Origin of the sequence: Mesorhizobium sp. CA6, from assembly GCF_020165035.1 — a bacterium.
Taxonomy (GTDB): domain Bacteria; phylum Pseudomonadota; class Alphaproteobacteria; order Rhizobiales; family Rhizobiaceae; genus Mesorhizobium.
This window is the reverse complement of record NZ_JAIUHI010000007.1, coordinates 64,298-76,937: the sequence shown is the minus strand read 5'-3', so window position 1 is coordinate 76,937 and position 12,640 is coordinate 64,298. Positions and strand designations below refer to the sequence as shown.

Annotated in this window: 16 protein-coding genes; 7 read left to right on the top strand and 9 right to left on the bottom strand. The window is 63.4% G+C overall.

What is annotated here, in order from left to right; translation table 11 throughout:
• The first annotated feature begins 89 nt into the window (after window positions 1–89).
• Window positions 90–515: a lysozyme inhibitor LprI family protein gene (locus tag LB526_RS12440; RefSeq protein ID WP_224627839.1), complete on the top strand. Its 426-nt coding sequence runs from the start codon at window positions 90–92 to the stop codon at window positions 513–515.
• A 7-nt stretch (window positions 516–522) separates the two neighbouring features.
• Here LB526_RS12440 and LB526_RS12435 read toward each other — a convergent pair whose 3' ends face one another.
• The 8 genes from LB526_RS12435 to LB526_RS12400 form a co-directional block, all read right to left on the bottom strand.
• The gene (locus LB526_RS12435; RefSeq protein ID WP_224627838.1) at window positions 523–1,599 is read right to left on the bottom strand and encodes a 5-(carboxyamino)imidazole ribonucleotide synthase; all 1,077 of its coding nucleotides are present in this window, start codon (window positions 1,597–1,599) and stop codon (window positions 523–525) included.
• A complete protein-coding gene (gene purE / locus LB526_RS12430) occupies window positions 1,596–2,093 on the bottom strand; it encodes a 5-(carboxyamino)imidazole ribonucleotide mutase (RefSeq protein WP_224627836.1) in 498 nt (165 codons plus the stop codon). The genes LB526_RS12435 and purE overlap by 4 nt, the downstream gene beginning before the upstream one ends.
• Window positions 2,094–2,171: 78 nt before the next feature.
• A complete protein-coding gene (locus LB526_RS12425; RefSeq protein ID WP_224627834.1) occupies window positions 2,172–3,377 on the bottom strand; it encodes an aminotransferase class V-fold PLP-dependent enzyme in 1,206 nt (401 codons plus the stop codon).
• A gap of 19 nt (window positions 3,378–3,396) precedes the next feature.
• Window positions 3,397–3,858 (bottom strand): RidA family protein, encoded by a 462-nt coding sequence (locus LB526_RS12420; protein ID WP_095767324.1) that lies wholly within the window; start codon window positions 3,856–3,858, stop codon window positions 3,397–3,399.
• A gap of 37 nt (window positions 3,859–3,895) precedes the next feature.
• Entirely contained in the window at window positions 3,896–4,687 is a 792-nt protein-coding gene (locus tag LB526_RS12415) for an amino acid ABC transporter ATP-binding protein (protein ID WP_224545559.1), read from the bottom strand.
• Window positions 4,688–4,690: 3 nt separating this feature from the next.
• A complete protein-coding gene (locus LB526_RS12410) occupies window positions 4,691–5,341 on the bottom strand; it encodes an amino acid ABC transporter permease (protein WP_140841555.1) in 651 nt (216 codons plus the stop codon).
• 1 nt (window position 5,342) lies between these two features.
• Window positions 5,343–6,008 (bottom strand): amino acid ABC transporter permease, encoded by a 666-nt coding sequence (locus LB526_RS12405; RefSeq protein WP_140841553.1) that lies wholly within the window; start codon window positions 6,006–6,008, stop codon window positions 5,343–5,345.
• A 117-nt stretch (window positions 6,009–6,125) separates the two neighbouring features.
• Window positions 6,126–6,956 (bottom strand): transporter substrate-binding domain-containing protein, encoded by an 831-nt coding sequence (locus LB526_RS12400; RefSeq protein ID WP_210200001.1) that lies wholly within the window; start codon window positions 6,954–6,956, stop codon window positions 6,126–6,128.
• A 164-nt stretch (window positions 6,957–7,120) separates the two neighbouring features.
• Here LB526_RS12400 and LB526_RS12395 point away from each other — a divergent pair, with 164 nt between their 5' ends.
• Window positions 7,121–7,921, top strand: a complete 801-nt coding sequence (locus LB526_RS12395; RefSeq protein ID WP_224627832.1) for an IclR family transcriptional regulator — start codon at window positions 7,121–7,123, stop codon at window positions 7,919–7,921.
• Between the two features lie 18 nt (window positions 7,922–7,939).
• Here LB526_RS12395 and LB526_RS12390 read toward each other — a convergent pair whose 3' ends face one another.
• A complete protein-coding gene (locus tag LB526_RS12390; RefSeq protein ID WP_040985243.1) occupies window positions 7,940–8,143 on the bottom strand; it encodes a YdcH family protein in 204 nt (67 codons plus the stop codon).
• A gap of 239 nt (window positions 8,144–8,382) precedes the next feature.
• Between LB526_RS12390 and LB526_RS12385 the strand changes: the two genes are divergently transcribed.
• From LB526_RS12385 to LB526_RS12365, 5 genes are all read left to right on the top strand, one after another.
• Window positions 8,383–8,562: a YdcH family protein gene (locus tag LB526_RS12385; protein WP_042641511.1), complete on the top strand. Its 180-nt coding sequence runs from the start codon at window positions 8,383–8,385 to the stop codon at window positions 8,560–8,562.
• Between the two features lie 239 nt (window positions 8,563–8,801).
• On the top strand, window positions 8,802–10,052 hold the full coding sequence (gene ispG / locus LB526_RS12380; RefSeq protein ID WP_224627831.1) for a flavodoxin-dependent (E)-4-hydroxy-3-methylbut-2-enyl-diphosphate synthase: 1,251 nt from the start codon (window positions 8,802–8,804) through the stop codon (window positions 10,050–10,052).
• Between the two features lie 4 nt (window positions 10,053–10,056).
• Window positions 10,057–10,917, top strand: coding sequence for a lytic transglycosylase domain-containing protein (locus LB526_RS12375; protein ID WP_224627830.1), 861 nt, complete (start codon window positions 10,057–10,059; stop codon window positions 10,915–10,917).
• Between the two features lie 28 nt (window positions 10,918–10,945).
• On the top strand, window positions 10,946–11,062 hold the full coding sequence (locus LB526_RS12370; RefSeq protein ID WP_224545660.1) for a hypothetical protein: 117 nt from the start codon (window positions 10,946–10,948) through the stop codon (window positions 11,060–11,062).
• Between the two features lie 237 nt (window positions 11,063–11,299).
• On the top strand, window positions 11,300–12,436 hold the full coding sequence (locus LB526_RS12365; protein WP_224627828.1) for a sterol desaturase family protein: 1,137 nt from the start codon (window positions 11,300–11,302) through the stop codon (window positions 12,434–12,436).
• The last annotated feature ends 204 nt before the right edge of the window (window positions 12,437–12,640 follow it).

Sequence of the window (12,640 nt, the reverse complement as noted above, 5' to 3'; positions counted from 1 at the left end):
CGCGATCCATCAAATATTCGCCAGCGCGGCATTGCGCGACTCATGGGTGGCTGGGATGGTGGCCCACGCCCAAGCGACTGGAGATTCCCATGCGCCGTCTGGTTTTGTCCGCCTGCCTGGCCCTTCTAGCGACCGCTCCGGCAGCCTTTGCCGAGGACTGCGACCGCAATGACGACAGCCAGTCGATGCTGAACATTTGCGCCGATGCCGACTACCAGGCGGCCGATGCCAAGCTCAACGCCGCCTACAAGAATATCGTCGGCAGCAACGATCAGGCTTCGAACAAGCTGCTGCAGACGGCGCAACGCGCCTGGATCGCCTTTCGCGACGCTGAGTGCGCCTATTCGACCGCCGACAGCGAGGGTGGCTCCATCCACCCGATGGAGGTTTCGCAATGCCTGACCAAGCTCACCAACGAGCGCATCAAGCAGCTCACCTCCGGCGCCAACTGCAAGCTCAGCGATCCGAGCTGCGCCGGCTCGGACGCGGGCGACGACGACCAGGACATGCAGTAAGCGACGGTTATCGGGGTCTGATGAGGCGCGTGAAATGGCCCATCTTGCGGCCGGGGCGCGACTCGGCCTTGCCGTAGAGATGCAACATCAGGTCGGGCTCAGCCACCAGCGCCGGCACTTTCAGCATGTCGTCGCCGATCAGGTTTTCCATCACGCAGTCAAAATGCCGGGCGGGCGAACCCAGCGGCAGGCCGGCGACGGCGCGGATATGCTGCTCGAACTGCGAGACGACGCAGGCAGCCTCCGTCCAGTGGCCGGAATTGTGCACGCGCGGCGCCAGCTCATTGGCCAGAAGCGCGCCGTCGGCAAGGACGAAGAACTCGACGCCGATGACGCCGACATAGCCGAGCGCCGAAAGGATTTTCGCGGCGGCATCCTTGGCGGCGGCGGCCGTTTCCGGGCGGATGGCGGCCGGCAAGGTCGAGGTCCGCAGGATGCCTTCGCGGTGTACATTCTCGGCCGGATCGTAAGCCGCGACCGAGCCGTCCAACCCGCGCGCGGCGATCACCGAAATTTCGCGCTCGAAGGCGACCAGCGATTCCAGGATCAGCGGCACATTGCCCATCGCCTCCCAGGTGCCGGCAAAGCCGCCGGTCTGCATGTTGCGGAAGACACGCTGGCCCTTGCCGTCATAGCCCATGCGGCGGGTCTTCAGCACGCCGCTGCCGTCGAACTGGCTCAACGCCTCGGTCAGTTGGTCGTCATTGTCGACCGGACAGAACTCCGCCGTCGGGATGCCGATGCCGTTGAGAAAGCTTTTCTCGGTGAGGCGATCCTGCGCGACTTCGAGCGCGCGGGCCGGCGGATAGACCGGGACCGTTGCAGCCAGCGTTTGCGCCGCGGCGACCGGAACGTTCTCGAATTCGTAAGTGACGATGGCGGTGGCGCTGGCCAGTTCGGCAAGCGCTGCCGGATCGTCATAGGCGGCGACGATCTGCCGGTTGGCGACCTGGGCGGCCGGGCAGTCGGGCTGGGGCTCCAACACGACGATGCGATAACCGAGGCGCGCCGCGGCCATTGCCAGCATGCGGCCGAGCTGGCCGCCGCCGATGATGCCGATGGTCGATCCGGGCGCCAGACTCACGGCGTGTCCGTCGGCTCGGCGGCGACCTTGGCGGTCTGCGCCGCGCGCCAGGCGTCGAGCCGGGCAGCGAGCTTATCGTCGTTCAGCGCCAGCACCGCCGCTGCGAGAAGCGCTGCATTGGCTGCCCCCGCCTTGCCGATCGCCAAAGTGCCGACTGGAATGCCGGCCGGCATCTGCACGATGGAGAGCAGCGAATCCTGTCCCGACAGCGCTTTGGATTCCACCGGAACGCCGAAGACGGGCAGCGGCGTCATCGCCGCCGTCATGCCGGGCAGATGCGCCGCTCCGCCGGCGCCGGCGATGATCACCTTGTAGCCGGCCGCCTTGGCGCCCTTGGCGAATTCATAGAGACGGTCGGGGGTACGGTGCGCGGAGACGATCAGCCTCCTGTGCGGGATGCCAAGCGCTTCCAGCGTTTCCGCGGCCTGGCGCATCGTCGCCCAGTCGGACTGGCTGCCCATGATGATGGCGACGTCGGCACGCTGATCGGTCAAGGCTTCGCTCCCGGCGGCAAAGGCGCGCCTTAGCGGAATTCGCGGCGAGCCGCAAGGATGTGGCGAATGCGCACCGAGCTAGTCCGGCCAACGCAAAGAGCCCGAAGAGTCCTTGCGCGCGATTTTCATCGCATCGGCCGGACGCTCCTTGGCCGTCAACACGGCGCGCAGCTGCTCGGCGACGATCTCCGCCTCGCCGGGATGCAAATTGCAGGGGTCGAGGAAGAAGTGGCCGCGCTCGACCTCGTGGTTGCGGACGATCACCGGCGGCGAGCCGGCAGCCAAAGCGGAAGCCAGGCCGGCGGCGGTGAAGCGGCTTTCCGGACGCACGAAGACCTGCAGGCGGTCGAGCGGATTGTTGGTCGGGTCGGGAATGATCTCAGCACCGATGCCGGGGATGCCTTGAAGCGAATCCTTCCACAGATTGAGCGCCGCCTCCTCGCGCCGGCGGATGCCGGCATGGTCGCGTTTCTCCCAGGCGTCGAGCGCCGCCATGGTACCGGCAATGCTTTCCTTGCCGACCTTCATGGCGCGCGCAACGCCGCGGTTCTGCAGATAAGCGGCGCGTACCAGGTCCTTGCGGCCGGTGACGATGCCGCTGGTCGGGCCCGAAAGGAATTTGTGGCCGCTATAAACGACGATGTCGGCGCCGCGCGCCAGGAAGCTGCGCAGGTCATATTCGGACGCGGCGTCAACGATCACTGGAATGTTCTTGGCATGGCAAATCTCGCAGAATTCCTCCAGCGAGAGCATGCCGTATTGCACCGTATGGTGGGCAACGACGTAGAGAGCCGCCGCCGTGCGCTCATTGATCGCTTCGCGCACGTGATAGTCCTGGGTGACGCTGACGGTGCCCGCCGGAATGACCTTGGCGCCGGCGACGCGGATCGACTGGTCGATGGGCGCGCCATAGTTGACGATGTGGCCGAGCTGGATGACGACCTCGGACTTCAGCCCTTCGGTGTCGTCCGGCAGGCGTTCGATCGCGAGAAGATTGGTGCCTGTCATTGCGCCGGCGATGGCCATGGTGATGCCCGAGGCGCAGCAGGCGGTGATGAAGCCGGCCTCGCCGCCGGTGAGGCGTGCGACCACCGCGCTCGCGGCGCGCTGCAAATCGTCCATCTCCACCCATTGCGAAGCGATTTCGGCCATGGCGCTGATCGCTTCGGGAACGATGATCGAGGCGCCCAGCGCCGTCATCGTGCCCGAGACATTGATGATTGGCCTCAAGCCCAGCCGCTCGCGGATGGTGGTGTTGGAGCCGGTGTCGGAATAGGTCTTCATGTGAGTGGACTCCGTTAAGTCAGGCGGCGATCTCCACGACCGCTTCGATTTCGACAGTGATATTGCGTGGCAGCGAGCCGACGCCGATGGCCGAGCGAGCATGGCCGCCAAGCTTGTCGAAAACATCGGCGAAGAGGTCCGAGCAGCCATTGACCACTTTGGGGTGGTCGCTGAAGGTCGGCGTGGCGTTGACGAAGCCGAGCAGCTTCACGACCCGCACAATGCGGCCGAGATCGCCCGCCGCAGCATGCATGACGGCTAGCAGATTGAGGCCGGTGAGGCGGGCATGCTCATAGGCCTGCTCCACGGTCACGTCATCGCCGACCTTGCCGGTGCAAAGCGTGCCGTCGGCACGCAGCGGCCCCTGTCCCGAAAGAAAGATCAGCCGGCCGCTCTCGGCATGGGTGACGAAATTGGCGATGGGCGTCGGCGGCTCCGGCAACGTCAGGCCGAGCTCGGCGAGCCGTATGTAAGGCGACATGGAAGGGTACTCCCTGGATGGCCGAGGCCATCCGCTTTCAGAAATGCGAGGCGCGGAAACGCGCCAGAAATGCGCGGAGGCGCTCGTTGGTCGTTTCCGCCGCGAGCACTTCTTTCGGCGGACCGACGGCCGAGACACCGCCATCGGCCATGAAGACGATGCGGCTGGAGGCATCGCGGGCGAAGGCCATCTCGTGCGTGACCATCACCATGGTCATCCCGTCTTCGGCGAGGCTGCGGACCACCGCCAGCACCTCTCCGACGAGCTCCGGGTCGAGCGCCGAGGTGATCTCGTCGAGCAGCAGGATTTTGGGCTCCATGGCGACTGCGCGGGCAATGCCGACTCGCTGCTGCTGGCCACCCGAAAGTTCGGCGGGCAGGCTGTCTGCCTTGTGGGCGAGGCCGACGCGGCTCAGCCAATGCTCGGCGATCGAGCGCGCCTCCGTCTTGCTCTTGCCGCGCACCTTGGTCAGGCCGAGCATAATGTTGCCGGCGGCGGTCAGATGCGGGAAGAGGTTGAAGCTCTGGAACACCATGCCGGTCTCGGCGCGCATGGCGGCCAAATCGCGTTCGCTGCGCCGCTGGCGCGCGCCGCCGTCGCGAAAGCCGACCTCCTTGCCGTCGATGCGAATCGAGCCGCTGTCATAGCTTTCGAGGAAGTTGACGCAGCGCAGCAGCGTGGTCTTGCCGCTGCCCGAAGGGCCGATAATGGTCACCACCTCGCCCTTCGCCACCTGCAAGCTGACCGAGCGCAGCACACTGACCGAGCCGAAGGATTTCGAGACCTCGGCAATGTCGAGAAGCGCTGGGTTGTCGTTCGAACTGGCCATCACTTAATCCCGGATGAAAGCGAAGCGCCGTTCCAGCCGCCGGCTGGCATAGGAAAGCGCATAATTGACGGCGAAATAGATGAGAGCGCCGAGGATATAGAGCGGCATCGCCTCATAGGTGCGGCCGATGACCTGGTTGATCGCCTGCATCAGATCGGTGATGCCGAGCAGCGAAACCAGCGCACTGCCCTTCACGGCATCGGTGACGCCGTTGATCCAGGGTGGCAGGAAGCGGCGGAAAGCCTGCGGGAAGATCACCGAGGTGAGGCGCTGGCGGAAGGTGAGGCCGATCGCCATCGCCGCTTCCGACTGGCCTTTCGGGATCGAGGCGACGGCGCCGCGCAGATATTCGACGACCTGCGCCGTCTTGAACAAGGTCAGCGCCAGCACCGCCGCCCAGAAGGACTGAAGGTGCACGCCGACCGCGGGCAGGCCGTAATAGACGAAGAACATCAGCACGAGGATCGGGATGCCGCGGATGGTGTCCGAGAAGATGCGCACTGCCCAACGCAGCGGCGCTGGCCCATAGACCAGGCCGACGCCCAGCAGGACCCCTGCGACCAAGGACAGGACCACGACCAGCAGCGAGACCCATAAGGTCACGGCGAAGCCTTCGGCAAGGAACGGCAGGGCGTAGAGGATCTGGCTCAGCATCTCAGCGCGCCGCCCTGAATCGGCGTTCGACCAGCCGCAGCGCAAACAGCAAGGTGTAGCCGGTCACCAGATACATCGCCGTCGTCACCAGATAAACCTCGACGATGCGGAACGTGTTGAAGTTGATCCACTGGGCGCCGTAGGTGAGCTCGGGCACCGAGATCACCGAGGCGATCGAGGTGTCCTTGAACAGTGAGATGAAGGTGTTGGACAGTGCGGGCAGCGTGATGCGCAGCATCGTCGGCAGGCGTACGTGGATCAGGCGCTGCCATGGAGTAAGGCCGATCGCCTTGCCGGCATCGAGCTGACCGCGCGGCACCGCTTCCAGGCCTGAGCGGAACACCTCGACGAGATAGGCGCCGCTATAGACCGATAGCGTCAGGACAAACGAGGTAGGGGCGCTGTAGGCAAGGTCGACGACCGTCGGCAGGCCGTAGAAGACCAAATAGACCAGCAGGATCAGCGGTACGTTGCGGATGAATTCGACATAGGCGGCGATGATGGCGCGCACCACGCGTCCGGCCGAGACATACCAGACGGCCAACACCAAGCCGATGACGATGCCGATGGCGATCGAGATCACGGCAAGCTCGAGGCTGAGCAGCAGGCCGCCCCATAGCTTGTCGAAATGCCGCCAGATCAGGTTGAAATTGAGCGTATAGCCCATGCGTCCGTCTCAATGGCCCGCGGTGAACATAGCATTCATCATTCGCATGGGCCGGTGTGAGGAGAACAGGCGGAAGAACGGTTGCCCCGCCCTTCCGCCGGTTGGTCGTGTGGCGCGTCAGATGACCGGGAAGCCCGGATGGCGCGGCGGCGGCTCCTGACCGAAATATTCCTTGAAGGCGGCATCGTAGAGCGCCGTCTCATGGCCGAACATGGCGATGGTGAAGGTCTGGTTGACGAAGGTCAGCCAGTCGAGGTCGCCTTGCCGGACCGCAGCGCCGTAAAGCATCGAGTACCAGCTCTTGCCGGCGTCGAAATACTTGTCGGGATTGCGCGAGGCGAGCCAGCGCACCGTCGACAGATCGACAGCGGCGGCATCGGCGCGCTTGGATTCCAACGCCTGCAGAACGTTCGCCTGGGTATCGATCTGCAGCACCTGCGCCTGCGGCAAGGCAAAATGCACCGAGCTTTCGGCATCGACATTCTGCAGGATCGAGATGCGCGTGGCGGAACCGTTCGCCAGGAGCTTGTCGAAGGTCTTGTTCTCGGAGCCGGGCAAAGTCAGCAGCGCGACGCCTTCAACGTAATATGGCCGCGAGAAGTGGATCAGCTGCGAGCGCTGCGCCGTCATGGTCATGAACTGGATGGTGATGTCGACCTTGTTGGTCGTCACGTTCGGAATACGCTGCGCCGGATCCTGCATGACGAACTCGACCTTGGTCGGGTCGTCGAAGAGGCCCTTGGCAAGGATGCGGCCCATGGTGATGTCCATACCGACCAGCTCGCCGGCATCGTTTTCGAAATGCCACGGCGCGTTGGTGCTGCCGGTGCCGACGATCAGCTTGCCGCGATCGAGCGCGGTGCGCAGGACGCTGTCGGACGCGGCTTGCGCCGCCGCCTTCTCGGCGCTGATGGCGGTGAGCGCGCCGGCGGTAGCCAGGCCCGCCATTCCCAGTTTCAGAAAATCACGTCTGCCGGATGTGTCGTTCACGGCGACCTCCTTTGATGGTGTGTTCCCCAATGCAGCAGAGATACGCGTCGCAATCAGCGATTGTCTCTTACAAGAGACGTGTGTATCCTGTACAAGACAGATACTAGCACTAGGAATCGACAATGCAAGAGAGTGAAACGCTGACCGAGTGGCCAAGCGACGGTGCGGATGAAGAGCGGCCGGCGGGCTCGCGCGAGAAGGGGCTCAACAGGGCGTTGAACATCCTGGAATTCCTGCACGCCAACCAGCGTGCGATCGGCATCGGCGACCTGGCCAAAGGGCTCAATGCGCCGCGCTCGACGACCTATACGCTTGTGCGCGAGTTGGTCGAAGCCGGGCTGCTGGAAATGGCTGGCGACGGCAACCGCGTCTATTTCGGCAATAAGCTCTATCTCTATGGAATGGCTTATATGCGCGGCAACGACCTGCTCAGGCGCGGCCGCCAGGAGGTCGACACGCTGTCGCGCGAGACCGGCGAGACCTCCGAGCTCTGCATGCTGCAGAGCGGCCGCTACACGATCGTCCATTCGAGCCCGGGCACCAGGCCATTCCGCATCAGTTCGGCCACCGGCCTGCAGATTCCGCTGCCCTGGACTGCTTCCGGCCGGCTGCTGCTTGCCGGCCTCGACCGCGGCGGGATCGAAGCGATGGTCACGCGAGACGACCTCGTGCTGCCGGACGGCCGCAAGCTCGAACTCGATGATTTCATCGACGATATCGCGCGGGCGCGCGTCACCGGCTATTGCGTCACGTCAGGCCTGGTCGATGCCTACACCAAATGCCTTGCGGCGCCGGTGTTCTCTGCGCCAGGCAAGGTCGAAGCGACCATGTGCCTTGTGGTGCCGATCGACACGTCCGAAGAACGGACCGGCGAACTTCTCGCGCTGCTGCGCGAACGCGCGGCACGGCTATCGATCTCTTGACGGTGCGGGGCGATCCGCTCAGGCAATGATGTCGGGAATGATGCGGTCTTCCAGCGCCGACAGCCGGTCCTTCAGCATCAGCTTCTTCTTCTTCATGCGCTGGATCTGAAGCGGGTCGCAGCCGGTGGCGATCATCGCGTTGATGGCGGCGTCGAAATCGGCGTGTTCTTGTTTGAGCCGGGAATATTCGAGGCGTATTTCAGCCTGTTCCTGTTCGGACATTATCTACCGTCTGCGTATGCATCGCCCAATCGGGCTGTTTGGGCGGGGCCGTGACTTGCGGGTTTGCGACCGGCGCGCAGCCCTTACCACATTTCACTTTGTCGTGGAATGCTACCACGTGGCATTCGACATCGAGATCGGTTGGTGGCAAACTGTCATGGTGCCGTCACAGTCGCAACCTGCGGTGGAGGCTCCTGCGACGGCTGCAATCGAGGAAACCATGAAAGGGAGAACCATTCATGTCTCTTGCATCCCATCTTGACGAGTTGCAGCGGAAACACGGTGATATCGAGCGCGAGCTCACCGATGCGATGAACCATCCTTCGGTCGACGACCTCGAAATCGTGAATCTCAAGCGACGCAAGCTGGCAATCAAGGACGAGATTGAAAAGCTGAAAGCTAGTCCGACGACACACTGAAGCTCTTCCAGGCACCATCATCGCAACCCGCCGCGGTGAATTTCCGGTGGCAAGAAATGCCACCGGGCCGGTGCTTTTAACTGAAATTGACGGAAAGCTGGCCGCAAATCTTGCGGTCGGGCCGGTTATTATTTCCCGCACGGCTCTAGCCGATTTGCAGGCTGGCTCGCCGGTTGCCATTGACAAGCCATCTTTGCTCCGCCACCTCATGCCGAAACTCCCAAATGAAGGCGACCGGCATGACCGGATATTTTTCTTCTCCCTTCCCGCGTCGCCGGTCAGTCGGCGTATCGGTCGGTGGCGTGATGGTCGGCGGCGGCGCTCCGGTCGTCGTGCAATCGATGACCAACACCGACACCGCCGATGTCGACCAGACCGTCGCCCAGGTCGCGGCGCTGCATCGTGCCGGCTCCGAGATCGTGCGCATCACGGTCGACCGCGACGAGAGCGCGGCGGCGGTTCCGCGCATCCATGAGCGGCTGTTGCGGCTCGGCATCGACGTGCCGCTGGTCGGCGACTTCCACTATATCGGGCACAAGCTGCTTGCCGATCATCCGGCCTGCGCCGAAGCGCTGGCCAAATACCGCATCAATCCAGGCAATGTCGGCTTCAAGGACAAGAAGGACCGCCAGTTCGCCGCGATCGTCGAGATGGCGATCAGATATGACAAGCCGGTACGCATCGGCGTCAATTGGGGATCGCTCGACCAGGAGCTTTTGACCCGGCTGATGGACGACAACCAGGCGAAGGGCTCGGCGCTCACCGCGCAGGAAGTCACGCGCGAGGCGATCGTGCAGTCGGCGATCCTGTCGGCCGAGATGGCGGAAGAGATCGGGCTTGGCCGCGAAAAGATCATCCTGTCGGCCAAGGTCAGCGGTGTGCAGGACCTGATCGCCGTCTACACCGAGCTTGCCACCCGCTCCGATCATGCGCTGCATCTGGGCCTCACCGAAGCCGGCATGGGCACCAAGGGCATTGTCGCTTCTTCCGCCGCGATGGGCATCCTGTTGCAGCAGGGCATCGGCGACACGATCCGCATCTCGCTGACGCCGGAGCCGAATGGCGACCGCACGCGCGAGGTGCAGGTGTCGCAAGAACTTCTGCAGACCATGGGCTTCCGGCAGTTCGTGCCGATTGTCGCAGCCTGCCCCGGCTGCGGCCGCACCACCTCCACTGTGTTCCAGGAACTTGCCCAGAGCATCCAGGCCGATATCCGCAAGAACATGCCGGTGTGGCGCGAGAAATATCCCGGCGTCGAGAACCTCAAGGTCGCGGTGATGGGCTGCATCGTCAACGGTCCCGGCGAATCCAAGCACGCCGATATCGGCATATCGCTGCCCGGCACCGGCGAGACGCCGACGGCGCCTGTCTTCATCGACGGCAAGAAGGCTGCTACGCTGCGCGGGCCCTCGATCGCGCAGGATTTCGAGAAGATGGTCGGCGACTATATCGAGCAGCGGTACGGGCACGGCAAAGCCGCCGCGGAATGAACCGATGCGGCGTTTCCTAAAGGCAACGCTGCTCTTGTTTTTCGTGCTGATCCCGGCGACACACGCATTCGCCGATCCGCCGCAGTCGAAGTCGGCCGCCAAGCGCCTGATTTCCCGCGTCTGCGATCTGATCGAGACCCAGGCCCAACAGAACGGGCTGCCCAAGGATTTCTTCGCCCGGCTGATCTGGAAGGAGAGCCGCTTCGATCCGGGCGCGGTGAGCCCGGTCGGCGCCGAAGGCATCGCGCAATTCATGCCGGGCACCGCGAAGATGCGTGGGCTCGCCGATCCCTTCGACATCGGGCAGGCCATCCCGGCCTCGGCGAAATATCTCGCCGAGATGAAGGTCAGCTATGGCAATCTCGGGCTCGCGGCCGCGGCCTACAATGCCGGCGAGAACCGCGTGTCGCGCTGGCTGAGCTCGGGCGGCTTCCTGCCAATGGAGACGGAAAGCTATGTCTTCGACGTTATGGGCGAGCCCGTGGATAAGTTCTCGGACAGGTCCTATGCCGGCACCGTCCAGCCGCTCGACCCGAAGATGAGCTTCGCGCTTGCCTGCCGCAGGCTGCCGGTGATCATGTCGCGGACCGTCGCCATGGCTTCGATCAACGTGAAGCCGTGGGGCGTGCAGGTGGCGGGCAATTTCCGCCGCTCGGCGGCGATAGGCCAGTGGCTGCGGGTCAGGGGCCGGTTCCCGGCTTTGCTCGCCAGCCGTGATCCGGTGGTGAGCCGGGTTCGCACGCCGATCGGCCGGCGCGGCATCTACGCGGTCAGGATCGGCGCCGACTCGCGCGGCGAGGCCAACGGTATCTGCGACAAGCTGCAAAGCGTCGGCGGCGCCTGCGTGGTGTTGCGCAATCGGTGACGCAACGCCAGGACAGGGGCCGCAAGAGGTGCTCGAAACGCGCGAAAGCCGGCGTGCAGACCGACTGCCCGGACTTGCCCGCTGGCAATTCGAACGCGTGCACCGGGTGTCGCCTACGACCTTGAGCTCGACACCAGCCGGCTGATGCCGGCGAATGCGCCCGCCTCATCCAGCAGCGATTCGGACTGTAGCGACTTGCATTCCTTGCGACGGCTCCGGCTTCCGGGTCGTCAACAATGCCGATAGCCAATTGCTAATGTTGCGACGAGAATCCGCTTGTCAGGGCAGTGGCGTTCAAATCTTAATGCGCTTTGCCATAGTAAGGGTGGGTTCAGTATTTCCAGGGCCCATTTTTATTCACGATCTTATAAGGGGGAGAATCATGCCGGAGGAGAATTTCCTAAAAAAGGTTGTCGGCGAACTCGAGACGCCGCGCACCAAGCGGCCATTCGGGTCCGGCTGGCTGTCCGGCTCGATCGCATTGCTTGCGGGCATCACCGCCCTCTTGATGGTCATCGTGTTGCGCTATCCATCGCTGACCTCGATGCCGGACCTGGCTCCGATCCACCAGATGCTGTTCTTCAAGCCGGTCCTCTATTTCGTGCTTATCTCGGGCTACGTCCTGGCCATCCTGAGCATGATGCTGCGCCGGGAAAAGACGCTCGGCGTGGCGGCTATGGTCACGGTGCTGTTGGCCTCGCTCATCGGCATGCTCCCGGTGCGTCACGAGTTGCATGTCGACGGCGTGTTCTTCGGCCTTGATTTCTTCATTCTCAATGTCCTGTTCATGGGCGTGCTGTTCGTCCCGCTCGAACGCATCTTTGCCCGCAACAAGAGCCAGACCGTGTTCCGCGACGAATGGCGCGAGGACCTGTTCTACTATTTGGTCTCGTCGCTGCTGGTGCAAATATTGACCTACCTGACGCTCGCGCCGTCCAATTTCGTCAATGCGCAAGGCGGTCTTGGGTCGGTGCGCGCCTGGGTCCACGATCTGCCTTGGATCGTGCAGCTGCTGGCGGTGATGTTCCTGACCGATCTTGCCCAATATTGGGTACACCGGGCCTTCCATCGCATCCCGTTCCTGTGGAATTTTCATGCCGTGCATCATTCGGCCAAGTCGATGGACTGGATTGCCGGCGCGCGGATGCATTTCCTGGAAATCATCGTTCTTCGCAGCCTGACGGCGACGCCGATGTTCGTGCTCGGCTTCGATGAATCGGCGATCCAAGCCTATATCCTGATCGTCTACGTTTATTCGTCCTTCATCCATTCCAACATCGGAACCAGTTTCGGTCCGGTCGAAAAGATGCTCGTGTCGCCGCGCTTCCATCATTGGCATCACGGCCTCGAGAAAGAGGCAATCGACGTCAATTTCGCCATTCATTTCCCGCTGCTCGACCGGCTATTCGGCACCTACCATCTGCCCGAGGGACGCTGGCCGAAGGGCTATGGCATTCACGGCCATCCGGTGCCGAAAGGCTATTGGCGGCAATTCCTGTATCCGTTCCGGCGGGGCTGAAGGCTCGAAAAGAGCTGGTTCAGAGTCGGCGGGACAGCGCCCCCCTCTGTCCTGCCGGACATCTCCCCCACAAGGGGGAGATTGGCCGTCACGTTTGCTTTCGCCAATCTCCAACGGACGGACGAAGCGCCGGAACTGCCGATCTCCCCCCAAGTGAGGGAGATGCCCGGCAGGGCAGAGGGGGGCGCGAAGGAACTCGGCGGT

Bases quoted from the DNA above. Each gene is read 5' to 3' on its own strand.
- LB526_RS12420 (WP_095767324.1), bottom strand. From the start codon at position 3,858: ATGTCGCCTTACATACGGCTCGCCGAGCTCGGCCTGACGTTGCCGGAG.
- LB526_RS12395 (WP_224627832.1), top strand. From the start codon at position 7,121: ATGCAAGAGAGTGAAACGCTGACCGAGTGGCCAAGCGACGGTGCGGAT.
- LB526_RS12425 (WP_224627834.1), bottom strand. From the start codon at position 3,377: ATGAAGACCTATTCCGACACCGGCTCCAACACCACCATCCGCGAGCGG.
- LB526_RS12440 (WP_224627839.1), top strand. From the start codon at position 90: ATGCGCCGTCTGGTTTTGTCCGCCTGCCTGGCCCTTCTAGCGACCGCT.
- LB526_RS12385 (WP_042641511.1), top strand. From the start codon at position 8,383: ATGTCTCTTGCATCCCATCTTGACGAGTTGCAGCGGAAACACGGTGAT.
- LB526_RS12390 (WP_040985243.1), bottom strand. From the start codon at position 8,143: ATGTCCGAACAGGAACAGGCTGAAATACGCCTCGAATATTCCCGGCTC.
- LB526_RS12415 (WP_224545559.1), bottom strand. From the start codon at position 4,687: ATGGCCAGTTCGAACGACAACCCAGCGCTTCTCGACATTGCCGAGGTC.
- LB526_RS12400 (WP_210200001.1), bottom strand. From the start codon at position 6,956: ATGGCGGGCCTGGCTACCGCCGGCGCGCTCACCGCCATCAGCGCCGAG.
- LB526_RS12375 (WP_224627830.1), top strand. From the start codon at position 10,057: ATGCGGCGTTTCCTAAAGGCAACGCTGCTCTTGTTTTTCGTGCTGATC.
- LB526_RS12365 (WP_224627828.1), top strand. From the start codon at position 11,300: ATGCCGGAGGAGAATTTCCTAAAAAAGGTTGTCGGCGAACTCGAGACG.
- LB526_RS12405 (WP_140841553.1), bottom strand. From the start codon at position 6,008: ATGGGCTATACGCTCAATTTCAACCTGATCTGGCGGCATTTCGACAAG.
- ispG (WP_224627831.1), top strand. From the start codon at position 8,802: ATGACCGGATATTTTTCTTCTCCCTTCCCGCGTCGCCGGTCAGTCGGC.
- LB526_RS12410 (WP_140841555.1), bottom strand. From the start codon at position 5,341: ATGCTGAGCCAGATCCTCTACGCCCTGCCGTTCCTTGCCGAAGGCTTC.